Source organism: Candidatus Auribacterota bacterium, from assembly GCA_026392035.1.
Taxonomy (GTDB): domain Bacteria; phylum Auribacterota; class Tritonobacteria; order UBA1439; family UBA1439; genus JAPLCX01.
Map to the genome: position 1 here is coordinate 12,660 of JAPLCX010000029.1, position 22,526 is coordinate 35,185.

At 57.2% G+C, this 22,526-nt stretch carries 17 protein-coding genes and 1 tRNA gene; all 18 read left to right on the forward strand.

Translation table 11 applies throughout. The annotated features are described in order from the left end of the window. The first annotated feature begins 89 nt into the window (after nucleotides 1-89). The gene (gene dxs / locus NTX71_02930) at nucleotides 90-1,979 is read left to right on the forward strand and encodes a 1-deoxy-D-xylulose-5-phosphate synthase (GenBank protein MCX6338859.1); all 1,890 of its coding nucleotides are present in this window, start codon (nucleotides 90-92) and stop codon (nucleotides 1,977-1,979) included. Between the two features lie 56 nt (nucleotides 1,980-2,035). Further along, nucleotides 2,036-2,812 carry a TlyA family RNA methyltransferase gene (locus NTX71_02935; GenBank protein ID MCX6338860.1) on the forward strand — a complete coding sequence of 259 codons (777 nt, stop codon included), beginning with the start codon at nucleotides 2,036-2,038 and terminating at the stop codon, nucleotides 2,810-2,812. Then, a complete protein-coding gene (locus NTX71_02940) occupies nucleotides 2,809-3,678 on the forward strand; it encodes an NAD(+)/NADH kinase (GenBank protein MCX6338861.1) in 870 nt (289 codons plus the stop codon). Before NTX71_02935 ends, NTX71_02940 begins: the two co-directional genes overlap by 4 nt. Beyond that, nucleotides 3,671-3,874: a ferredoxin family protein gene (locus NTX71_02945; protein ID MCX6338862.1), complete on the forward strand. Its 204-nt coding sequence runs from the start codon at nucleotides 3,671-3,673 to the stop codon at nucleotides 3,872-3,874. The genes NTX71_02940 and NTX71_02945 overlap by 8 nt, the downstream gene beginning before the upstream one ends. A gap of 119 nt (nucleotides 3,875-3,993) precedes the next feature. After that, a complete protein-coding gene (locus NTX71_02950; protein ID MCX6338863.1) occupies nucleotides 3,994-5,067 on the forward strand; it encodes a 3-methyl-2-oxobutanoate dehydrogenase subunit VorB in 1,074 nt (357 codons plus the stop codon). Between the two features lie 40 nt (nucleotides 5,068-5,107). Further along, nucleotides 5,108-5,854, forward strand: a complete 747-nt coding sequence (locus NTX71_02955; GenBank protein ID MCX6338864.1) for a thiamine pyrophosphate-dependent enzyme — start codon at nucleotides 5,108-5,110, stop codon at nucleotides 5,852-5,854. A gap of 112 nt (nucleotides 5,855-5,966) precedes the next feature. Then, nucleotides 5,967-6,560, forward strand: a complete 594-nt coding sequence (locus NTX71_02960) for a 2-oxoacid:acceptor oxidoreductase family protein (GenBank protein ID MCX6338865.1) — start codon at nucleotides 5,967-5,969, stop codon at nucleotides 6,558-6,560. Between the two features lie 114 nt (nucleotides 6,561-6,674). Next, a complete protein-coding gene (gene gltX / locus NTX71_02965) occupies nucleotides 6,675-8,027 on the forward strand; it encodes a glutamate--tRNA ligase (GenBank protein ID MCX6338866.1) in 1,353 nt (450 codons plus the stop codon). Between the two features lie 4 nt (nucleotides 8,028-8,031). Next, nucleotides 8,032-9,789, forward strand: coding sequence for a glutamine--tRNA ligase/YqeY domain fusion protein (locus NTX71_02970; GenBank protein ID MCX6338867.1), 1,758 nt, complete (start codon nucleotides 8,032-8,034; stop codon nucleotides 9,787-9,789). A 120-nt stretch (nucleotides 9,790-9,909) separates the two neighbouring features. Next, nucleotides 9,910-10,464 (forward strand): CDP-diacylglycerol--glycerol-3-phosphate 3-phosphatidyltransferase, encoded by a 555-nt coding sequence (pgsA, locus tag NTX71_02975; protein MCX6338868.1) that lies wholly within the window; start codon nucleotides 9,910-9,912, stop codon nucleotides 10,462-10,464. A gap of 262 nt (nucleotides 10,465-10,726) precedes the next feature. After that, a complete protein-coding gene (gene der, locus NTX71_02980; protein ID MCX6338869.1) occupies nucleotides 10,727-12,046 on the forward strand; it encodes a ribosome biogenesis GTPase Der in 1,320 nt (439 codons plus the stop codon). Between the two features lie 200 nt (nucleotides 12,047-12,246). Beyond that, the gene (gene plsY, locus NTX71_02985) at nucleotides 12,247-12,879 is read left to right on the forward strand and encodes a glycerol-3-phosphate 1-O-acyltransferase PlsY (GenBank protein MCX6338870.1); all 633 of its coding nucleotides are present in this window, start codon (nucleotides 12,247-12,249) and stop codon (nucleotides 12,877-12,879) included. Beyond that, complete coding sequence (locus tag NTX71_02990; GenBank protein ID MCX6338871.1) at nucleotides 12,876-13,916, forward strand: NAD(P)-dependent glycerol-3-phosphate dehydrogenase; 1,041 nt, start codon at nucleotides 12,876-12,878, stop codon at nucleotides 13,914-13,916. The genes plsY and NTX71_02990 overlap by 4 nt, the downstream gene beginning before the upstream one ends. 166 nt (nucleotides 13,917-14,082) lie before the next feature. Next, nucleotides 14,083-17,232 carry an alkaline phosphatase family protein gene (locus tag NTX71_02995; protein MCX6338872.1) on the forward strand — a complete coding sequence of 1,050 codons (3,150 nt, stop codon included), beginning with the start codon at nucleotides 14,083-14,085 and terminating at the stop codon, nucleotides 17,230-17,232. Continuing rightward, the gene (locus NTX71_03000) at nucleotides 17,196-17,903 is read left to right on the forward strand and encodes a site-2 protease family protein (protein ID MCX6338873.1); all 708 of its coding nucleotides are present in this window, start codon (nucleotides 17,196-17,198) and stop codon (nucleotides 17,901-17,903) included. The genes NTX71_02995 and NTX71_03000 overlap by 37 nt, the downstream gene beginning before the upstream one ends. Nucleotides 17,904-18,151: 248 nt before the next feature. Beyond that, a tRNA-Pro gene (locus NTX71_03005) sits at nucleotides 18,152-18,229 on the forward strand. A 749-nt stretch (nucleotides 18,230-18,978) separates the two neighbouring features. Further along, on the forward strand, nucleotides 18,979-20,232 hold the full coding sequence (locus NTX71_03010; protein MCX6338874.1) for an IS256 family transposase: 1,254 nt from the start codon (nucleotides 18,979-18,981) through the stop codon (nucleotides 20,230-20,232). A 197-nt stretch (nucleotides 20,233-20,429) separates the two neighbouring features. Beyond that, nucleotides 20,430-22,526: PQQ-binding-like beta-propeller repeat protein (locus NTX71_03015; GenBank protein ID MCX6338875.1), on the forward strand; the 2,097-nt coding region annotated here is incomplete at its 3' end.

Consider the following 22,526-nt stretch of genomic DNA (forward strand, 5'->3'; position numbering starts at 1 on the left):
GGAATTCTGCCCCTTCTGGGACTATTAAGAAACGGTGAAACTTCAGGTTGGCATTGATTCAAAAATTGATTGGGGAGCCTGTTGCCGCAATGGGACGCTGCCTGGATCTGATTGAATCGCCGGAAGATCTTAAAACCTTGAGCCTCGCCGAGCTTGAGCCTCTCGCGCAGGAGATCCGTGAGAGGCTCATCAATGTTGTATCGGTCACCGGCGGGCACCTCGCGTCGAGCCTGGGTGCCGTTGAGCTCGCGATCGCGCTCCACTATGTATTCGATTGCCCCCGCGACAAGATTGTCTGGGATGTGGGCCATCAGGCCTACGCGCACAAGATTCTGACGGGGAGGAACAGGGCATTCCCGTCATTGCGCGGGTCGGGTGGGCTCGGCGGATTTCCCCGGCGCGCTGAGAGCGACTGCGACTCTTTTGGCGCGGGGCACGCGAGCACCGCTGTCTCTGCCGCGATGGGCATGGTCGCCGCGCGCGATGCCCGCGGCGGGGACGAGAATATCATCGCCGTCATCGGTGATGGATCGCTCACGGGGGGGCTCTGCTACGAGGCCTTCAACAACTCTGGGCAGCGGGCGTCGAACCTCATAATCATTCTCAACGACAATGAGATGTCCATATCGCGGAACGTGGGTGCGATCTCAGCCTACCTGAACAGGATCATCACCTCCCCCGCGTATAACCGGGTGAGGAGCGATATGCAGGCGATTGTGAAGAGCATCCCCGCCATCGGCCAGCGGATGTTTGAGACGGCGCGCCGGCTCGAGGAGAGCCTGAAAAACCTCGTCGCGCCGGGCATCATTTTTGAGGAGCTGGGATTCCGCTATTTCGGCCCGATTGACGGCCACGATATCCCGAAGCTGGTCGGGATACTGAATCGTTTGGCGGAGATCGACCAGCCGGTCCTCCTGCACGTCCTCACCCGAAAGGGGAAAGGGTATGTGCATGCCGAGCAGCACCCTGAATATTTTCATGGGACAAGCCCCTTTGACATCAGCACGGGCAGACCCAAAAAAGAGAGCGCGGGGCCGACCTACTCCGAGATATTCGGTAGCGCGCTGGTCGAGCTGGCCCGCAGGGATCCGGCAATCTTTGCCGTTTCCGCCGCAATGTCAGCAGGGACGGGGCTCGACCGGTTCTCGAAAGAGTTCCCGGACCGCTTCTTTGATGTGGGCATCGCCGAGGAGCACGCGGTAGTATTCGCGGCCGGATTGGCCGCGAGCGCCTGCAAGCCCGTGGTTGCCATTTACGCAACCTTTCTGCAGCGCGCCTATGATCAGATCGTCCATGATGTCTGCCTGCAGCAGCTCCCCGTGGTGTTTGCCGTCGACCGCGGGGGTATCGTGGGGGCTGACGGCCCGACGCATTCAGGCCAGTTCGCATTATCGTACCTGAGGCATATCCCGAATCTTGTGCTCATGGAGCCCGCGGATGCGGGCGAACTGGTGGGGATGCTCAGAGGAGCGCTGGAGTGGGGGAAGCCAGCCGCGATTGTGTACCCCAAGGCCGGCAGCGGCCGCCCTCCAGAGCAGCTTGCAGGAGAGATCATCACACTTGGCAAGGCGCGTGTGGTGAGCGAGGGTGACGACATCGCGCTCATGGCAATCGGGCCCATGGTGCGGGTTGCGGAGGATGTGGCGGCGAAGATAGCGGAGGAAGGGATACGCGCCACCGTCATCAATGCGAGGTTTATCAAACCCCTTGATGCCGAGGCGATCGTCGCGGCGACGAACCGCACCGGCCGCATTGTCACGCTCGAGGAAAACGCGTTGCAGGGGGGCTTCGGGAGTGCGGTGCTCGAACTCATGGCGGAGAAAGGACTCTCGGGGGTTGCTGCCCTGTGCATTGGTATCGGCGATCGTTACGCGGAGCAGGGGGGGCGGGAAGAAATAGCGGCGGCGCTCGGTCTTGATGCGGATTCGATTGCGCGCAGGGTCGCCGCATGGTACAAAGGGTTGAGGGCTAAGGGTTGAGTGTTGAGAGCGCCATAGGTCGCCACGATAATCGACTGGTTCTGAAAAGCAGATCGGTGAACAAAGTCAGGCTCGACAGGCTTCTCGTGGAGCGGGGATTCTTCCCCAGCGGGGAAAAGTCCCGCCGTGCGGTCATGGCGGGGGAGATCAGGGTTGACGGCCGGCTTGAGGATAAACCGGGGAAAGCGGTGAAGTCCAATTGCCTGCTGTCGGTGCTGCGCAGGTATCAGTACGTGGGGAGGGGAGGGGAGAAGCTCGCCGCAGCCCTGCGAACATTCGGCATCTCTGTGTCCAAGAAGAAATGCCTGGACATAGGAGCTTCAACCGGGGGGTTTACCGACTGCCTGTTGCAGGCGGGCGCCGCCGCGGTGGTCGCCGTTGATGTCGGCCATGGTCAGCTGGCACAGCGGGTGCGCGAGGATCCCCGCGTCACGCTTCTCGATCGAACAAACGCCCGATATCTCAAGAGAAGCCATCTGCCATACGAGCCGGAACTGACGACGATCGATGTGTCCTTCATATCGCTCGATAAGATCATCCCTGCAGTGGTGGAGATTATCGGCCCCGGGGCGGGACTGGTGGCCCTTATCAAACCGCAATTTGAGGCAGGGAGGAAGGACGTGGGGCGCGGGGGCGTGGTCAGAGACGGGCGCGTGCACACAAGCGTGATCTGGAATGTGTGCGAGATGTGCGAGGCGAACGGCCTGATGGTCCGCGGCCTGATGGAATCCCCGCTCAGGGGCCCCGCGGGGAACAAGGAATTTTTTGTCTATGCCGAGAAAACCCAGAACCATACCCGATCGCGCTCGGCGCTCACTATCGTAGGGCAATGAAAACAATCGCGCTCATGGTCAACACACTTAAAAAAGACGCGGGCGCCGCGCTCGGCGCACTCGTCCCTTTTTTGAAGGGGAGAGGGGTTGCCGTGATCGCCGATCGAGAAACGGCAGCGCTCATCGGGGATGCGAAGATCGGGAGGGAGGCGGAGGACTTGAGGTCCGAGGCTGAACTCCTGGTCGCGGTGGGTGGCGACGGGACGGTGCTCAAGGCCGCGCGGATGCTCGGAGACGCGCAAGTTCCCCTCGTGGGAATCAACCTTGGCGGGCTCGGCTTTCTCACCGCCACTACGCTCGTCGGCGCCAGGGAGCTTCTGGAAAAGGCCATACGTGGCGATTTCAAGGCCGAAGAGAGGCTGCTCCTCAGGGTGGCGGTCAGGAGGAACGGGCGTGAGCGCTTCAGCCATGTGGTGCTCAATGACGCGGTGATCGCCAGGGGGACGCTGTCGAGGCTGATCGCCCTTGACACGTTTATCGATGACGAGTACCTCGTCACGTACAATTCAGACGGCCTGATTGTATCGAGCCCCACTGGTTCGACCGCCTATTCCCTCTCGGCCGGCGGGCCCCTTGTATCGCCTGATACAGATGCTATAATTATTGCGCCTATATGCCCTCACATGCTCACGAACAGGCCGCTCATTGTTCCGGGCAGGAAGAAGGTGCGGATTGTGGTATCGGCGAGAGCACGGGACAGCACGCTGACCCTCGATGGACAGGTCAGGGAAATGCTCCAGGGCGGCGATGAGGTTGCTGTCGAGGGATGCGGCGCAAAACTGAGGCTGGTGGTCTCTGTCGAAAAGAGCTACTTCCAGCTTCTCAGGGAGAAGTTGCACTGGGGAGGCCGCGCGCTCCATGGCTAAGGTCACTATAGAAGCGCAGCGATGCAAGGGCTGCGGGCTCTGTGTCGAGGCATGCCCGCAGGGCGTCATTGTGATGTCAAAATCCCTTAACGACAAGGGCGTGCATTTCGCCCAGGCCGCGCGCCTTGAGGACTGCACGGGGTGCGCGCTCTGCGCCGTTATGTGTCCAGAGGCGCTCATCGAGGTGGAGAAGTAAAGAAAGTTAAAAGTCAAAACGCAAAAGGCAAAAGTACGGTGCAAAGCTAAAATGTTTTTAACTTTTGAGTTTTGACATGTGGTTTTGACTTTTTACTTTTGATTTTTGCCTTATCATTCATGAATGCGAAGAAACTGATGTGCGGAAACGAGGCGCTCTCGGAAGCCGCGATTATGGCGGGGTGCCGCTGCTACTTCGGCTATCCGATCACCCCCCAGAATGAGGTCACCGGCTACATGTCCCGTCGCATGCCGGAGGTGGGGGGGCAGTTTGTCCAGAGCGAGAGCGAGGTGGCGGCCATCAACATGGTGTTCGGGGCGGCGGTGGTGGGAGCGCGCGCGATCACCTCGTCCTCGAGCCCCGGAATCAGCCTCATGCAGGAGGGGATCTCCTACCTCGCGGGCAACGAGTTGCCGGCGGTCATTGTGAATATCATGCGTGGCGGACCCGGCCTCGGCAATATCGGCCCGAGCCAGGCCGACTATTTCCAGGCGACCCGCGGCGGAGGACATGGCGACTACCACACCCCCGTGCTTGCCCCCGCGAACGTTCAGGAGCTGGTGGACCATGTCTTCCTGGCGTTTGACATTGCCGACAGGTACCGTAACCCGGTGATTATTCTGGGAGACGGCGTGCTCGGCCAGATCGTCGAGCCCGTTGAGATCGGGCCGCGAGAGAAGAGTGGTCTCCCGAACAAAGATTGGGCGCTCACCGGCTGCGCCGGCCGCAGCCCGAACAAGATCAGATCGCTCGTGCTCGGCGAGAATGAGCTCCTCAAGCATAACCTGGCGCTCCAGGCGAAATACCGGATGATCGAACAGAATGAGGTCAGGTACGAAAATGTGGAAGCGGCGGGCGCGAAGATACTCCTGGTGGCGTACGGGACGCCGTCGCGCACCTGCCGTGCGGTTTTAAAAAAGTACCGGAATGAGGGTTACCAGATAGGCCTTTTCAGGCCGATCACCCTCTGGCCGTTTCCGTACGAGGCGCTGGTGGAAGCCGCCCGCGACGCGCGCGTCGTGCTGGTGGTTGAGATGAGCGCCGGCCAGCTGGTCCAGGATGTGCGGCTCGCCCTCCATGACGATCAGAAAGTCGCATTGCTCGGCAAGCCGGGCGGCGAGGTGATTCGGACCTCAGAGGTTGAAAGCGAGGTCGAGAAGCTGATCGCGCTGCACAATCTGAAGAGGCGGTAGGGGACAGCGCTAAAGAGATCGAGCTATCGATTGAGTAATTATGAAAAAGATATTTTCCAGGCCGAACAGTTTAAAGGATGTCGAAACGCACTACTGCAGCGGCTGCGGCCACGGCATCGTGCACCGTTTGATCGCCGAGGTGGTGGATGAGCTGGGCATCAGGGAGAGGGTTGTGGGTATCGCTCCTGTGGGATGTGCGGTGCTCGCCTACGACTATTTCAATTTTGACGTGACCGAGGCGGCTCACGGGAGGGCGCCCGCGGTCGCCACGGGGATGAAGAGGGCCCGGCCCGACCTCATCGTCTTTACGTACCAGGGAGACGGAGATCTGGCTGCGATCGGCATGGCGGAGATCATCCATGCCGCGAACAGGGGGGAGAACATCACTGTCTTTTTCGTGAATAACGGTGTGTACGGAATGACCGGTGGACAGATGGCCCCCACGACGATGATCGGTCAGAAGACGGAGACATCGCCCCGCGGGCGATCTATCCAGGGAGAGGGGAGCCCTATCAAGGTTGCCGAGCTGATTGCGCAGTTTGACAGCGTAAAATTCATAGAACGGTGCACCATCAACAAACCGAAGAACGTCTACAGGGCGAGGGCCGCGATTAAAACCGCGCTCCAGATGCAGGTGGAGGGGAAAGGGTTTGGCTTCGTTGAGATTCTTTCACCCTGCCCCACCTACTGGGGCTTGGAGCCGCGCGTGGCCATGAAGATGATTGAGGAGCGGATGACCGAAGTCTTTCCCCTCGGCCAGTTCAAAAACATTTCTGAGAGAAAGTAACTGTTTCACCACGGAGACACGGAGGGCGCAGAGAGATACCACGAGGAGTTTGATTCCGCTCCTCTCATTTGGATTCTTTTCTCCGTGGTGACAATAAACAAAGGATATTTACTTGGAAGAGGAACGGGTAATCATCGCCGGCTTTGGCGGCCAGGGCATCATGTTCATGGGCAAGCTCCTCTGCTACGCCGGCATGATGGAGAAAAGGCATGTGACCTACATGCCCTCCTACGGCGCGGAGGTGCGCGGCGGTACCGCCTATTGCAATGTCATCATCTCCGCCGAGGAAATCCCCTCGCCCGTGGTTTCGGAACCCACTACCGCGATCATCATGAACAGTCCCTCGCTGATCAAGTTTGAGCCGATCGTGGCGAAGAAGGGATTGGTGATCATCAACACGTCGCTGGTGACGCGGCTCGCCAAACGCAAGGATATCGAGGTGATTCAAGTCGCGGCGACAAACATCGCGGACCGCCTGGGCAACACCCGCGTGGCGAATATGGTTGCCCTCGGTGCGTTTCTGGCCAAGTGCAGCATCGTGGGACTGCCAACAGTCATGGCTGCCGTCCAGGAGCTGCTGCCCAGCTACCGCCAGCACCTCGTCGAGATAAACCGCCAGGCGCTCCTCGAGGGGAAGCGCTATGTCGATTCCCATACCTCAGATGCGATATGGAGCCGGATCACGCGCGGCTTCGGCTTTGGATAAAATAACAGAACCGCAGATAAACACAGATGGACACAGATTGGTAAGAACGCCACGTGGTACTGTGTTTATTCGTGTTCATCCGTGGTTTATTTTTTAATGTGGATGACGAGTTCCATGAGATCGGATAAATCACAGATCAGGGTGCGTTTCGCCCCGAGCCCGACCGGCTACCTCCACATCGGCGGGGCGAGGACCGCCCTGTTCAACTGGCTTTTCGCGAGGCGCGTCGGGGGCGTCTTTATCCTGCGCATCGAGGATACCGACATCCAGCGATCGACCCAGGAATCGATTGACGCGATCCTTGAGAGTATCCGGTGGCTCGGCCTGAACTGGGACGAGGGGCCGATCCTCCAGTCGCAGAGGGCGCGCGTGCACATTGAGTACGCAGACCGCCTCGTCCGGGAGGGGAGGGCGTACCTCTCCGACGAGAAGAAGGGCGCGCGGCCCGCGGTCATCCTCAAGGCCCCCACGGACCGGATTGTCGTTGAGGATCTCGTTCACGGCGTTGTTGAGTTCGCTCCTGAAGTCGTTGGGGATCTCGTGCTCATCAAATCAGATGGGACCCCGACGTACAATTTCGCGTGCGTCATTGATGATTCGGAGATGAAGATCACGCACATCATCCGGGGGGACGACCACCTGAGCAATACACCGAAGCAGCTCGTGCTCTACAGGGCACTGGGGCTCTCGGCTCCCCTCTTCGCCCACGTCCCCCTCATCATGGGCCCCGATGGCTCCCGGTTGAGCAAGCGGCATGGCGCGACCTCAGTGGGCCAGTTCCGCGATGAGGGGATACTGCCCGAGGCGCTTGTCAATTTCCTCGCCCTCCTCGGCTGGTCCCCGGGGGACGACCGCGAGATGATGACGCTCGATCAGCTCATCGCCGCCTTTTCCCTCGAGCGGGTGAGCAAGAAGAGCGCGGTCTTCGACACGCGGAAGCTCATGTGGCTCAATATGCAGTACTTCAAGCTCCTGCCGCCGGCTGAGATCGCGCGGATGGCGCTCCCGTATTTCAAGGAATTCGGCGTGCCGCCCGAATCGGTCGCCCTGCCGCGGCTGGAAGCCGTCGTCCGGCTTCTGGGGGAAAGGTTCAGGACCCTCCGCGAGCTTGCGGAAAAGTCGCATTATTTCTTCACGCGAACCGTGCATATCAACGACAAGGCGTTCGAAAAGCACCTGCGAAAAGAAGGCGTTGCGGCGGCGATCAGGGAGATCATCGCCCGCCTGGGAGCGCTCAAGGAATTCACGCCGGAGACCATCGAACACGAGATGCGCGCGATCATCGCCGCGCGCGGCGTCAAGCCCGGCGAAGTGATCCAACCGGTGCGGCTCGCGGTCACAGGGCGCACGGAGACCGCAGGCATTTTCGAAACAATGGCGCTCCTGGGAAAGGAGTCCGTCATCGCGCGCCTCGATGATGCGCTGCGGGAGTGTGAGAAAATAGCGGCACAGGGGGAGAATGGCTGATCCCATGAACACCCCCGATCATAACAACGGGAGAAATGCCCGGGGGCAGGCAGGGGTGCCCCCGAGAGATTTCATCCGGGAGATCGTCGCGGAGGACCTGAGAAGGTGCACGCACGGGGGGCGGGTCGTGACACGGTTCCCGCCTGAGCCGAACGGCTGCCTGCACATCGGCCATGCGAAGTCGATCTGCCTCAACTTCGGCATCGCCTTGGAGAATGGGGGGAGATGCCATCTCCGTTTCGACGACACCAACCCCGCCAAAGAGGAGGTTGAGTACGTCGAGTCGATCATGCAGGATGTCCGGTGGCTCGGCTTCGACTGGGGGAAGCGCCTCTACTACGCCTCCGACTACTTCGAGAGGCTTTATGAGTACGCAGTGCAGCTCATACAGCGGGGGAAAGCCTACGTGGACAGCCTGAGCACGGAGGAGATACGTGAATACCGCGGAACGCTCACCAGGCCTGGGAAGGAGAGCCCCTTCCGCGCGCGCACGGTGGAGGAAAATCTCGACCTGTTCGAGCGCATGCGGCGGGGAGAGTTCTCCGACGGCGCGCATGTGCTCCGGGCAAAGATAGATATGGCCTCTCCCAATCTGAACATGAGAGACCCCGTGCTCTACCGCATACGCCACGTGGCGCACCAAAGGACAGGGGACACGTGGTGCATCTACCCCATGTACGACTTCGCGCATTGCCTCTCGGATTCAATCGAGGGGATCACGCACTCCATCTGCACCCTCGAGTTCGAGGATCACAGACCGCTCTATGATTGGATTCTTGACGCGCTGTCCGTTGCGCACCACCCGCAGCAAATCGAGTTCGCCCGGCTCAATCTGAGCCACACGGTGCTGAGCAAGCGGAAGCTCCTGGAGCTGGTGGAGGGGGGATGTGTTTCCGCATGGGACGACCCACGGATGCCCACTCTCTCAGGGCTTCGCAGACGCGGCTACACCCCCGAGGCGATCAGGGACTTCTGCGATAGGATCGGCGTTGCGAAGACCGACAGCCAGGTGGAAATCGCACTTCTCGAGCACTGCCTGCGGGAAGATCTGAATAAGCGGGCGCCGCGGGTGATGGCGGTGCTCCGCCCGCTTCGCGTGGTCATCGAGAACTATCCCGATGGCCGCGTGGAGGAACTCGAGGCGGTCAACAACCCCGAGGATCCGTCCCTGGGGACGAGGAGGGTACCGTTTTCGCGGGTTCTCTACATCGAGCGGGACGATTTCCGCGAGCACCCGCCGAAGAAGTACCACCGCTTGGCGCCCGGCCGCGAGGTGCGGCTGAGGTACGGCTATTTCATCACCTGCACGGGATTTGGGAAGGATGAGCGGACCGGAGAGGTGACGGAATTGCGGTGCACCTATGACCCGGCCACCCGGGGAGGGCACGCCCCCGACGGCCGCAAGGTCAAGGGGACGATACACTGGCTTTCGGCGGCGCACGCCATCGGGGCGGAGGTGCGTCTTTATGACCACCTATTCACAAAGTCTAATCCCGGGGACGCTGAGGAAGGTGCCGATTACAGGACATACCTGAATTCTGCCTCGTGTGAAAAACTCAGCAGATGCTTCGCCGAGCCGGGCATGGCCGGGGCGTCGCCGGGCGCTCAGTTCCAGTTTGAGCGATTGGGCTATTTCTGCGTCGATCCGGATTCTACCCGCGGACACCTGGTGTTCAATCGGTCAGTGGCGCTGCGCGACACCTGGAGAAAGATCGAAGAGGCGGAAAAAAGTCAGCCACGGATTGACACGGATAATCACTGATAAATACAGAAAAATATTTTAAAAAAGGTTTTATCGATGAATATCCGTAATAATCCGTGAAGATCCGTGGTAAAAAAGGTTCGGCTCAACTTTTTCGGGTTTTCACCAGGGAGGGAACGGATGCTGAATCTTCCCAACTTCATCACGATTATACGCATTTTGTTCGTGCCCTGCTTCGTGGCGCTGCTTCTGCGCTATCGGGAAACGGGAAGCGATTTTTTTCGCTGGGGGGCGCTCATTGTGTTCGCAGCCGCCGCGTCGAGCGATGTGCTCGACGGCCTCATCGCGCGGCTCAGGGCCCAGAAATCGATCCTGGGCTCATTCCTCGATCCTGTGGCCGACAAGCTGCTGTTGAACGCGGCGGTGATCTGCATGAGCCTCCCGATGGGGCATCTCGCGAGGCTCCCGGGCTGGTTTCCCGTCCTCGTCATCAGCCGCGACCTCATCATCGTCGTGGGGGCCCTCTTGATCCACATGATCAAGGGGAAGGTGACGCCCGCCCCGAGCGTGACGGGTAAGGTCACCACGCTCTTTCAAATGCTCACCGTGATATGGGTTCTGCTGCTCTGGCCGCACCACCTGATACTCCTCTCCCTCGCGGCCGTCTTTACACTCATCTCGGGGATCGAGTACATCTTCATGGGGCTGCAGCAGCTCCAGTCGCCATCGCCATAGTGATACCGCGCGTTTCATCAATCCGGATCCGTTCTGTGTGGGTGCGGTACATTCTCCTCCCCCCTTGAGGGGGAGGATTAAGGTGGGGGGTACGGCAGTTTCTAGTTGCGGGTTTCCAGTAACTCGCAACCAGGAACTCGAAAGTGCAGTTTACACCCCCACCCTCACCCTCCCCCTTCGCAGGGGGAGGGAATATAAGATTTATCCACACAGAATGGAAGAGAACCTTTAAACTTTACACTTTCAACCTTGGACTGTTGCTATGCACACCGTCGCCATTGTGGGCCGCCCGAACGTCGGGAAGTCAGCCATTTTTAATCGACTCGCGGGGAAAAGGATAGCAATTGTCGATTCAACCTACGGCCTCACTCGTGACCGGATTGCCGCATCCGTGTCGCACGGGGGGAGGCAATTCACGATCATTGATACCGGCGGGATTGATTTCGATGCCTCTGACAACGTGCGCGAGATGGCAAAACGGCAGACCCAGCTCGCCATCTCGCAGGCCGACACGGTGCTGCTGGTCACCGACGCAATAGACGGGCCTGTCCCCCTCGACAGTGAAATCGCCGCCACGCTTCGGAGCGCGGGGAAGAAGGTCATCGTGGCAGTCAATAAAGCGGATAACGAGGCGCTGGAGTCCGCGGCCTCAAGCTTCCACCGCCTCGGGTTCCCCGATCTCTTAGCGGTATCCGCAACGCATGGCCTGGGCATTGGCGCGCTGATGGATGCCCTCGCCGCGCAGATTATGGGGGAGGGGAAGAATGAGCCCTCCGGGACATTGAAGATCGCGATCGTCGGCAGGCCGAATGTCGGAAAATCCTCGTACGTGAACAGAATTCTGCGCGAAGAGCGGATGATCGTCGATGAGTCTCCCGGCACCACGAGGGATTCGGTGGACATAGAGGTCTCGAGGAGCGGGCGCAGCGTCACGCTGATCGATACCGCGGGCGTGCGGCGTGAGGGCTCGATCAAAGAGCCGGCTGAATTCTTCAGCCTCTCGCGGACCCGCGGGAGCATCCGGCGCAGCGATCTCGCGCTCATGTTGATAGACGCCACTGAAGGAGAAGGAGTGAGCATGCAGGACGAGAAGCTGGCCAGGTATATCCACGATCAGGGGAAGGGGTGCGTCCTCGGCGTGAATAAGTGGGATCTGGCTCGTGAGACGGACACGCGCCGGTATCGCGAGTACGTCTGGCAGAAGATGCGCTTTTTTAACTACGTCCCGCTCGTCTTCATGTCGGCGAAATCGGGGCAGGGGATGGAGCGGTCACTGGACACCATATTCTACGTCTGCGAGCAGATGGGGAAGCGGATCGGCACTCCCGTGCTCAACAGGGTGCTCCACAACATATGGGAGCGCAACGAACCGCCGGCCCACTCGGGGAAGCGGTGCAAGTTTTATTACACGGCTCAGGTCGGCATAGCACCGCCGACATTTCAACTCTTCGTGAACGAAAGAAAGCTGGTGGGTCGCACCTACGTGAACTACCTGGTGAATGAGCTGCGGCGCGCCTTCGGTTTTGAGGGGACTCCCCTCCGCCTGGAGTTCAAAAACCGCCGGAGAGAGGGACGCGGGTGAGCTTTGAGCCCCCGCCCCACCAATTATCTGGCAACGTCAGTATTTTGGTGTCGGTACGCCTGACGTCCAGTCGCTGCTCTTGTTTGTATCCCATCCTGCAGGATTGCGTCTTAAACTTAGCCAACATACACAGTAGCTCATTTTTAAAATTACTAGTCCTGGCTTGAGGATTTTGTATAATATGCGCGGGAGGAGCTGGAATGATTTCACTGTTTGTCAGAATATTTATAGTGGCCGGCGCGGCGTATCTCGTGGGTTCCATTCCTACGGCCTATATCATGGGGCGCATCGTCAGGGGGATTGACATACGGGACTACGGGAGCGGGAATGTCGGAGCGACCAATGTGATGCGCGTCCTCGGTTCCGCTGCGGGCATTGCAACGCTGGGAATTGACGTGCTGAAAGGCTATCTGGTGGTCGCGCTCCTCCCGACGTGGGCCTGTGGCGATTCAGCGCATCTCCCGTTCTGGCAGATTCTCTCGTGCGTCGCGGTCATCGCGGGCCATACATGGATGATCTTTCTCAGATTCGAGGGGGGCAAAGGGGTCGCCGCCACCGCCGGCGCGTTCCTGGCCCTGGCGCCCCTGGCGTCTCTTTCCGCGATAGGGCTATGGGGTATAGTTGTCGCACTCACGCGCTATGTCTCGCTCGGGTCAATTGTCGCGGGTCTATCCCTGCCTGTTTTCATGCTGCTTTTTCACAAGCCGATGGCCTATTTCTGGTTTTCGCTCTTCCTGGCGCTCGCCCTGACTTTGAAGCACCGCGGTAATCTGAAGAGGCTGATCGCGGGCACCGAGCGGAAGATCGGGCAGGCTGAGAGACTGGACAGATGAACAAACGCGCTGAATCTGGGATGCCGCGGGTTGCGGTTCTGGGCGATGGAGGATGGGGGACTACCCTTGCCATCCTCCTCCACAGAAAGGGCGTGGGCGTTACCCTCTGGGGGGCGTTCCCGGAGTATGTCGAGTTCCTCAGGAGACGGAGGATCAATAAGAAATTCTTGCCCGGCGTGGCGATTCCTCGCGGCCTTCGCATCACCGCCCGGCTCGAAGAGGCGGTCGATGACGCGGGGGTGATCATTGCCGCGGTCCCCTCACACCACATGCGGCGGATATGCCGCAGGGTGGGGGCACTCCTCTCCCGACAGAGAAACAATCGCTTCCCGCTCATCATAAGCGGATCGAAAGGGATTGAGATCGCCACACTGATGAGGATGTCGCAAGTCATCAGAGAGGAGATCCATGACGTTCGCGTCGCTGCGCTCTCCGGCCCGAGCCACGCAGAAGAAGTTGTCTGTGGAAGCCCCACGACAGTGGTCGTCGCGGCGCCCGATGAACAGACCGCCATGGAAGCCCAGCGCCTTCTCATGACCGAGCGCTTCAGGGTGTATACGAATCCCGACCTCATCGGCGTCGAGATCGGCGGCGCCATTAAGAACGTGATCGCCATCGCCGCGGGCGCGTGTGACGGCCTTGGATTCGGCGACAATGCGAAGGCGGCCCTCATCACGAGAGGGATAGTGGAAATCACCCGCCTCGGGGCCGCCATGGGAGCGAAGGCAAGCACCTTCTGGGGACTCGCGGGAATCGGCGATCTGATCACCACCTGTGTCAGCCGCTACGGCCGGAATCGCAAGGTGGGGGAGATGATTGCGAGGGGTAAGAAATTAAAACAGATTCTCGCGAGCATGGAGATGGTTGCCGAAGGCATTCTCACCACAAAGGCTGCCCGCAAACTCTCGCTGCGGCACCAGGTGGAGATGCCGATCACCGACCAGGTATACGCGGTGCTGTACCGCGGAAAGGACCCGGGAACGGCGGTGCGCGAACTCATGATGAGAAGCCCAAAAGCGGAGATGCACAACGCATAATAAAATAGAAACCCGAAATCCTAAATCCTAAACAAACACAAAACCCAAATGCTCAAAACCAAATTCACTCTGTTTCGTAAGTTTGGATTTTGTATTTTGGATTTATTTAGAGTTTCGAGTTTAGGGTTTAGAATTTCTTTGTTTCAGAGGAGGATGAGGACGTCAAATGCACCGAAATTTGATGCCGGCCCTGCTGTGCATGGCAGCGATCTATGCGAGCACATATGAAACCCCGGCAACAGCCGCACAAAAGGTTTCCGTCCCCGCCAACCAGCCTTATGTGGATACGGGACTGGACATAAAGGAGGGCGATCCGCTCCGGGTTACCGCCACAGGGGAGATAGAGATCTCTGAGTGGGCGTACCTCGGCAGGGACGGTTACGACTGGCATGTGAGCCCGCTCGGGACCTACCGTTGCGAGAAATCAGCGAAGGACAAGGCATTCCCGCTCCCGGTCATCGACAAGGGCCCGGCGCCCTGCTACTGCCTCATCGGGAAGATTGGCCAGAACGGCGCCCCCTTTTACATCGGCACGAAATACCAGGGCGCGGCAGCTGCGGCCGGCAGATTATACCTCGGTATAAACGATGTTACCTTCAGCGACAATAAGGGGACATTCACTTCCATGATCATGACGGGCAACGAAGCTGAGCAAACCACTCAGAAGAAAGACGACATCGTCTTCAGCGCCAGGGAGCTGCCCCCCGGCCAGCCGATACCGGATGCCAACGTCGTGCTCCTCTATGTGGATGGCCTGCGGTATGACGTCCTGCGCGAAATGGCGGAGGCCGGCCATCTCCCCACGATAAAATCCCTGTTCTTCGATGGGGGAACGGATTTCATCAATGCCTTCACCGTCTTCCCCTCCAGTACGCTCGCGAGCAATTCCACGCTCTACACGGGTGTGTTTCCCAACCGTTCTGGGGTCAAGGGCAACAACTATTTTGACCGGAAGCGCCAGAAAGGCGACACCTACCTGAAGCCATTCGGCCCGCCCGTTGCCGCTGAAGAACACCGCCCCTCAGGGGTGCATCGCCTCGGGGTGGAAGCGAAAAAGGTAGCGCTTCGTCCTTTCCCTCGCGCATATGAGCGGTACCTCGAAAAAAGGAAGGCTGATATCCCTCTCCTCGAGGACTACCTGTACGAGCGCGATATGCCGTACTACACCTCCGCGCAGCCGGTGCTCTCGCACTCGCCTCCCGACAGCTATGAGGTGGATGCCTCGACCGTCATACCGCCGTTCCAGTTCCATAATGCCGCCGACTATATGGATGAGATACATGCCCGATTTGCGAAGGGCCAGGTCATTCAATCCGATGCGCGCGTGATGAACTTCTGGTTCCCCACCGTAGATACCAGCGGCCATGATTCTCCCCGCGCCCAGTTCGGCGGCAGCAGAAAGTCGCTCGCCATGATGGATCGATGGGTGGGCGGCATCGTGGAAGAGCTCAAGAAAAAGAAGCTGTGGGACCGCACCTATATGATCCTTTTCGCGGACCATGGCACCATGGGGGGCGAACACGAGATCCTGCAAAAAGTCGACCCTGGCCGCGATTTCTTTTACAAGCCGATTACCCATGCCGCAGCCGACGGGCAGATGGCCGGCGACTCGGGGATGGGCTGTAACGTCCGCTGGTATGACGACGCGTACTGGAGGAAGGGGAGAAGAAAAAAGGGCTATGTGTTCATTGATTATGGCGAGGGCGAAAGCCGTGTGTACCTCCCGTATAAAGATGTCGATTCCGGGAAATGGCTCGATCGGAACACGCTCTATGATCTGACGCACTATACGGTCGCGCCCGGTGTGAAAGACATTAATCTCATCAAGCGCCTCCTCTCCTGGGATATGCACGGCGAGAACCTCTTCCCCGAGGCAATTCCCAATCGCCCCATTGGCCAGATTCTGGTCAAGCTCGACTCACGCCGCGTCGCGGTCTTCGGACAGGATGGCGTACAGGCGGTCATAGAGCGGAAGCCCGCCGGAGGAGACCGCTACGCGTACCGTTATGTCCCCGCGCATGATATCACCTGCACCGCGGATGGTACAATTGCGTACGCCCCCGCGGAATCGTCCGAACCGTTCGGGTACCTGGAGGCGGGCATTTTGCTCTCCTGGCTCACGGAATATCATCCGGAGCGCGAGTGGCTGGAGAAGACGATGTACCTCCCGTATCCTGATTCCGTCGTGGCGATTGCCAATCAGATGTTCTGGGATGGACATATGGCCGAGCGGGAGCAGCGATATTCTCCTGACATGGTGTTCTGCGCCAATCGCGGCTGGTCGCTGGAAAAACCGGAAAAACCTTCTGGGGGACATGGGTTCCTGTACTACGAATCGATGCATATCCCGTTCTTCGTCACCGGCCCGAATGTGCGGAAGGGGATCATCGTCACTGACGCGGTGCGCGGGGCCGATCTCGTCCCCACGGTGCTCTCGCTCATCGGCGCACAGCCTGACGAGGCCCGTTTTGATGGCAAGGTCCTGGGTGGTTTCCTGAAGGGGGAGGGTGAGAAAGAAACCGGCATCACAGGCGCCTCAGCAAAGGAGATCCTCGCCCGTCTCCCGTACGCGGATGAAAAACTCGATTACACCGACCTCGTCACCGAGTACCAGCGGCGCGTGGACGCGAAGAGGCCGGTGTCTCTCGCTCCGGATACGCGGTACAAGGGGCACGACTATAAGAATCCGACGGATATTCACAATGTGGCCGCGGACGTGCTCGGCATCCTCAACCGGGCAGTCCTGACCGATCTGGATAATATCATTGACCTCGCCGTCCCCGGCGATAAAAAACAACCCATCAGCACGGGTCTGGATAAAATGGTAGAAGAATATGACAAACTCCCCGATTCAATACCCAAAGAAAGGTTCCGAGAACTGTTCCACGCATTGCAGATCAGGCAAGTCACCCTGGGCGAGGTCCCCTCGGCCGTTTTCGCTAATGTGACCGGCCTCGCGGGGCGCGGGACCGCCTACCGCGCGACATTGCTTCTCACGTGGCTGGAACATGTATTTTCGGATATGGATCGTGGCCTGCTCTATCCGGTGAGGGATAAGAACATCAAAGCGGTCAGCAACGTCAATTATGGCCTCGAGGGGGTGAGGATCACGCTTCAAAAACTTTCGTGGGGCTTGACGCACTACCTCGGGAGCGCATTCTACGAGGGCATCATGCACGTGGAGAAGTTTGACGAGAAAGTCGTACGCGGCGTGAAAGGCCAACAGGAACCGATCGCGGATACCCTCTCCCCGCATGATATCCCCGCGAAGCAGAACGCATGCGCGGGCACGGTCAACGCATCCTCGAATCCATGATTGATTTTATCACGGGGTATCTTATCTTTCTTTTCGTCGTTTCGGTCCACGAATATTTTCATGCCTGGACGGCAGACCGATGCGGCGATCCCACCGCCCGCCTCCTGGGAAGATTGACGCTGGACCCGCGCGCGCACATTGACCCGATCGGCACAGTATTCATTCCTCTCTCGCCGCTTATATTTGGCCTTTTGGGAGAAGGCGGCATGCGGTTCCCCGGCGGCCTCAGATTTTTCGGATGGGCCAAACCGGTCCCCGTCAACCCGCTCAACGTGCGCCGCAGGCGCATTGACAACATGCTCGTCAGTATCGCGGGATGCGCGTCGGGATTCCTCATCGCCCTTGTGGCTGCCCTGGTCCTGCGGGGGTTGAAGATTACGCTTCGCGATGAGATTATTGCCATCAGGGCGGTGGTGGATATTCTCTGGCGGATGGGCTCGATTAGTATCTGGCTCAGCCTCTTTAACCTCATCCCGATCCCGCCGCTCGATGGATTCCAGTTTGTTTCCTATTGCCTTCGCCGTGATCCGCTCAGGAGCGGCGCATTCCTTGAGCGGTCCGGCCCATGGCTGCTGCTTTTTCTGATTAACACTCCGTTGCTCTATTCAATTCTCGGCCCGATCAATTCAATCCTCTTTTCCGGCATATTCCGATCCATCGCTGGCGTGTAACTTGCCCGATATCGCTAACCATGCAGCCGACACGGTAGCCGACACTTCAGTCTCGGCGGCTGCACTTGTAGATAACTTATGATGAGAAGTCAGCACGTATATCTGCATCAGGGATACATGTCCCACTGCAAAATCAGATTGCTTTAAGTAACTCGCGATGGTAGTATCGCTATAGTGGTTTACTGACTTGTTTCCAGCTCATATTTTAATTATAAGCACTCATCACTATTCACTTGTCACTGTTTTGTCGGGGCGTAGCGCAGTCTGGCAAGCGCGCTTGCTTGGGGTGCAAGAGGTCCCGGGTTCGAATCCCGGCGCCCCGACCATTACTGCGGCAACAACGGTTACTCGTTTCTAGTGCGGTGGGGCAGCGCGTCCCGAAGGCGTTCGGGAAGGTCCCCCCGAAGTAATTCGGGGGCGCCCCGACCATTTCATACTTCCGCTGGTGGCAGCTTGATTTGATGGGGCGATCCGACTCTAACTATTTCAAGCAGCAATCGGTCAACTCCCTCCCCACATTTGCCTTAGTCAAGCATTCTGCATGTTGCGATATCTCTTTGATTCGCGCGAGTCAAGAAGGATGGGTTTAGGCTTTAGTGTATTTTCCCGCCGCGATTATTCTTCCTGAAATTATCCCCGATTTCATTCGCGCCGCTTTTGGGACAATGAGACCAAAGGTCATGGAATTACACTACAAAGTGCAGCCTGACCTTGGTTGTTTATGTTCTCTTCTCGGGCTACCATAAGCGGAGTGGAAGCGGAGAGGGTCCGGAGAGGGTGTCTCCCCGGGTGAGAAAAGAACCCCCCGCACCATCTCACGGTGATGCGGGGGCTTTCCAAAGCCACCGGGCATTATGCCTTTTAATGGGCTTTTAGAAGCTTTAAGAGCACGCGAAAAACAAGGAGCCTGTGGAGCCTGAAAAGCGGGGAAAATCAGGTATGGTGACGTAAAATCTTTTATGCAAATTCGTGGTAGAGGTCCCTGTATGGGAAGGCAAGGGAAGAGAGAGACAGGGGCTACAAAAAAAGGTATCCTCTCCAGTTCAATCAGCAAAGAAAGAAAGGAGAGGATACCATGCTACGAACGAGGCACAGTGTACTGGATTTTGATCCAGATGCGCAAGACCTGGATTTCATGCTGCATGAGGCAGAGCGGGACCTATGGGGATTCTTACGGGAGGATCAGAGGGCACACGGTAAGATGATCGTGGAGTATCTACTCCAGGAGGAGCAGAAGGAGCATCTGGGACTGAAGAGGCACGAGAGAGACAAGGATGGCAGGGATGGATACCGTGCAGGGTTTTCGAGGATAAGGATCAAGACGTCCCTGGGGGAGATCGAGATCAGGAGGCCGCGGTTACGGCTCCAGACGTATGTGAGCAGGATCCTGCCTCTTTATACGAAATCAGAGAAGCAGTTGCTTGATCTCATCGCCAATCTATATCTGGTGGGGGTATCAACACGGAAGATGGCAAAGGGGTTGGAGAGCCTCCTAGGGAAGGCAGGGATAAGCGCCGGTGCGGTGAGCATCATTACGAACCGGGTGAAGGAGAAGATCCGGACCTATCACCGGCGGGTACTGGAGGACAAGTACGTATTCCTTTATCTGGATGGGATAACGATTACCGTACAGGGCCTGGATGGGAAAGGGCGGAAATACCTGCTTCTGGTGGCCTACGGCGTGGATTATACGGGGATCAAGGAGCTCATAGACTTCATGCCGGTGAGGAGCGAATCGGAGGATAACTGGCAGGGTTTTCTGTTCCAGTTATACGAGCGAGGGTTAAAAGGGAAGAGGTTGAAGCTTATCATCATCGACGGATGCAAGGGGTTGGCAAATGCGCTGGACGGGATCTATCCCCGGGTGCTGAGGCAGCGGTGTTGGGTCCATAAGCTCAGGAACGTTGCCACCACCCTAAAAAAGAAAGACGAGGAGGCCTGTCTTGGTGGGGCGAAGGAGATTTATAAGGCAAAGAGTCTGAAGCAGGCGAGGAAGCAGTTTAAGCGGTGGAAAGCGACATGGGAGAAGGTCTATCCAAAAGCCGTCGCGTGCATCGAGGCTGATCTGGATGAGTTACTCACCTTCTTCCTTTTCGATCCACGGCACTGGAGGAGGCTCAGGACGACAAATCCGATCGAGAGGGTGTTCAAGGAGTTCCGGCGCAGAACAGGGGTCATGGACAATCATCTCCCAAACACGGACAGTTGCGAGAAGATCTTCTTTGTGGTGATAGAGTTCATGAATGAGCGATGGGCTGGTCAGGGCCGGCTTCGCTTTAATAATATCAAGAGCATACCGGAGAACCTGCCTGAGCGAAGTGCAGCATAAGGACGAAATAGCGATGGAGAGAATATCTTATTTGAATAAACCTTTTGACGTTACCTATCCGGGCCATTCCGGGTTGCGGGTTACCCCTAATCATGATATATTAAGTTGCGAGGCGCGGGTGTTCAGTGCTTGCGGCCTAAAGCAGTCATTATAAGCGTTGGCTGCTTGACTACAGGTACTAGAACAGAAGGGACTATATGAGAACATTGGTGTTACTCCCTTTAATAGGCATCCTCATTGCCCGGCCTTCCATTGCGGCAGACGGCAGTGGAACCTGCGCGGTTGACCCCGCGACGGCAACAGCAGGTGCTACCGGCCAGACTTTTACTTTCACTTATACAGCGAGTGAAGACTTGGATGATGGAGGAATCAAGATTACCATTCCTTCTGGATGGAGCGCTCCTCAAGGATCTTCTGGAACTGCTGGCTACACCACTGTTTCCACTACTGGCACAATCGCCAGTGTTCTTGATACCTGCGATACTAGTTCAGGAAGCTGGACTGCTGATTCAGGAGTTACTCTTTCCAATGATGGCACTACAAAATACGAAGGATCAGCCTCCTTAAACGCTAGCCAAGTTATCTCAATCACTGCTAAAAAAATATATTATAACTTTTCTCCTGCTCAGGACTGGAGCGCTTACACAAAAGTGAGCTTTTGGATAAGAACCAGCGCTGCTCTAAGCCTCGCTGATGTCAAGTTCCAAGTTTCCGAAAGCGCCAGTTTGGGAGGCACCCTAGCAGAAGATATTAGTCTGCCGGCTATTTCGGCCAACACTTGGACCTTCGTTACTCTTGATTTAACCGGCATTGGTACCAGCCGGGACGCGGTTTTAAGCTATGGTTTTTCCTTACCAGCAGTAGGTTTATTAACTAATTACTGGTTTGACAATATTCAGTTAGGGCCGGGGGACCTTGTTTTCAACGGGCAGGCAATTGAGGCAAAGCTGATCGAATTGTCAAATACTGGAACAATAACTGTGACATATGGGAAAGATGGCGGCGCGAGCGGAGTCACGGTACAACCTTACTCGGGTACTGCGACTTTCTCTACGACCCAAAGAACGGACTCCGGAGGAACATACACCCGGATAGGATCTTCCCCGCAGGTTACTGTCAGCGGCCCGCCATGGCCAATGTTTCGACACGATTTTGAGCATACCGGGAGAAGCGATTACAATGGTTCCGATACAGGAACGCTCTTTTGGAGCTATCAAACAGATTCCGGTATACACTCCGCGCCCTCCATAGGTTCAGATGGCAAGATATATGTCGGCTCCGATGACAGTCGTCTTTACAGTATCAATTCCGTTGGAGTTTTCTTCTGGAGTTATCAAAGCGGCTCCGCAATTTATTCTTCCCCTGCTATAGTCCAAAATAGGGCTATCTATTGCGGCTCTTATGATAACAGTCTCTACAGTATCAAATCAGATGGCTCATTAGCCTGGAGCTATGAAACCCATGGCAAGGTTGAGTCCTCGCCCGCAATATATTTGGATGGGGCAATTTATTTCGGCTCTTATGACTCGATATTGTATAGCGTTAAATCAGACGGCTCGTTATCCTGGAGCTATCAAACTGGAGATTACGTCTACTCTTCCCCTGCCATGTCTCCGGGAGGCATCTATTTTGGCTCCAAAGATAACAGGATATACAGCGTTAACCTGAATGGTTCATTATCCTGGTCTTACGAAACCGGCGATTGGGTCTATTCCTCTACTTCGATAGGTTCTGAAGGGAAAATATATTTAGGTTCTCTCGATAACATCATTTACAGTATAGACTCCGATGGGAATAGCTCGTGGAGTTATCAAACTGGAAACGACATATATTGCTCCCCCTCCATAGGGTCGGATGGACGGGTTTATGTGGGTTCCTACGACAACGTGATCTATGTTATCAGCTCCGATGGGATTTTGTCGTGGAGCTATCAAACCGGAGATAATATAACATCGTCTCCAGCCATGGCCTCGGATGGGAAGGTGTACGTTGGCTCCTATGACAACAATATTTACAGCATCAGCTCCAATGGTAATAGCTCGTGGAGTTATCAAACTGGAAACGACATATATTGCTCCCCCTCCATAGGGTCGGATGGGGATGTGTACATCGGTTCTTTGGATAACCGCATATATGTATTTGCGGACCATCCAACGGACACCCCGACTCATACGCCGACGGAGACACCTACTGAAACGCCGACAATAACGCCTACGCCGACCGAAACACCCACAATCACACCCACGCCCACGGATACTCCCACGATAACTCCTACGCCAACAGACACCCCGACT

What these genes read in the sequence shown, in the direction of transcription:
- NTX71_03010 (MCX6338874.1), top strand. Translation starts at nt 18,979, where the DNA reads ATGCTACGAACGAGGCACAGTGTACTGGATTTTGATCCAGATGCGCAA.
- gltX (MCX6338866.1), top strand. Translation starts at nt 6,675, where the DNA reads ATGAGATCGGATAAATCACAGATCAGGGTGCGTTTCGCCCCGAGCCCG.
- NTX71_02950 (MCX6338863.1), top strand. Translation starts at nt 3,994, where the DNA reads ATGAATGCGAAGAAACTGATGTGCGGAAACGAGGCGCTCTCGGAAGCC.
- der (MCX6338869.1), top strand. Translation starts at nt 10,727, where the DNA reads ATGCACACCGTCGCCATTGTGGGCCGCCCGAACGTCGGGAAGTCAGCC.
- NTX71_02945 (MCX6338862.1), top strand. Translation starts at nt 3,671, where the DNA reads ATGGCTAAGGTCACTATAGAAGCGCAGCGATGCAAGGGCTGCGGGCTC.
- NTX71_02940 (MCX6338861.1), top strand. Translation starts at nt 2,809, where the DNA reads ATGAAAACAATCGCGCTCATGGTCAACACACTTAAAAAAGACGCGGGC.
- NTX71_02970 (MCX6338867.1), top strand. Translation starts at nt 8,032, where the DNA reads ATGAACACCCCCGATCATAACAACGGGAGAAATGCCCGGGGGCAGGCA.
- NTX71_02990 (MCX6338871.1), top strand. Translation starts at nt 12,876, where the DNA reads ATGAACAAACGCGCTGAATCTGGGATGCCGCGGGTTGCGGTTCTGGGC.
- plsY (MCX6338870.1), top strand. Translation starts at nt 12,247, where the DNA reads ATGATTTCACTGTTTGTCAGAATATTTATAGTGGCCGGCGCGGCGTAT.
- pgsA (MCX6338868.1), top strand. Translation starts at nt 9,910, where the DNA reads ATGCTGAATCTTCCCAACTTCATCACGATTATACGCATTTTGTTCGTG.
- NTX71_02995 (MCX6338872.1), top strand. Translation starts at nt 14,083, where the DNA reads ATGCACCGAAATTTGATGCCGGCCCTGCTGTGCATGGCAGCGATCTAT.
- NTX71_03000 (MCX6338873.1), top strand. Translation starts at nt 17,196, where the DNA reads ATGCGCGGGCACGGTCAACGCATCCTCGAATCCATGATTGATTTTATC.
- dxs (MCX6338859.1), top strand. Translation starts at nt 90, where the DNA reads ATGGGACGCTGCCTGGATCTGATTGAATCGCCGGAAGATCTTAAAACC.
- NTX71_02955 (MCX6338864.1), top strand. Translation starts at nt 5,108, where the DNA reads ATGAAAAAGATATTTTCCAGGCCGAACAGTTTAAAGGATGTCGAAACG.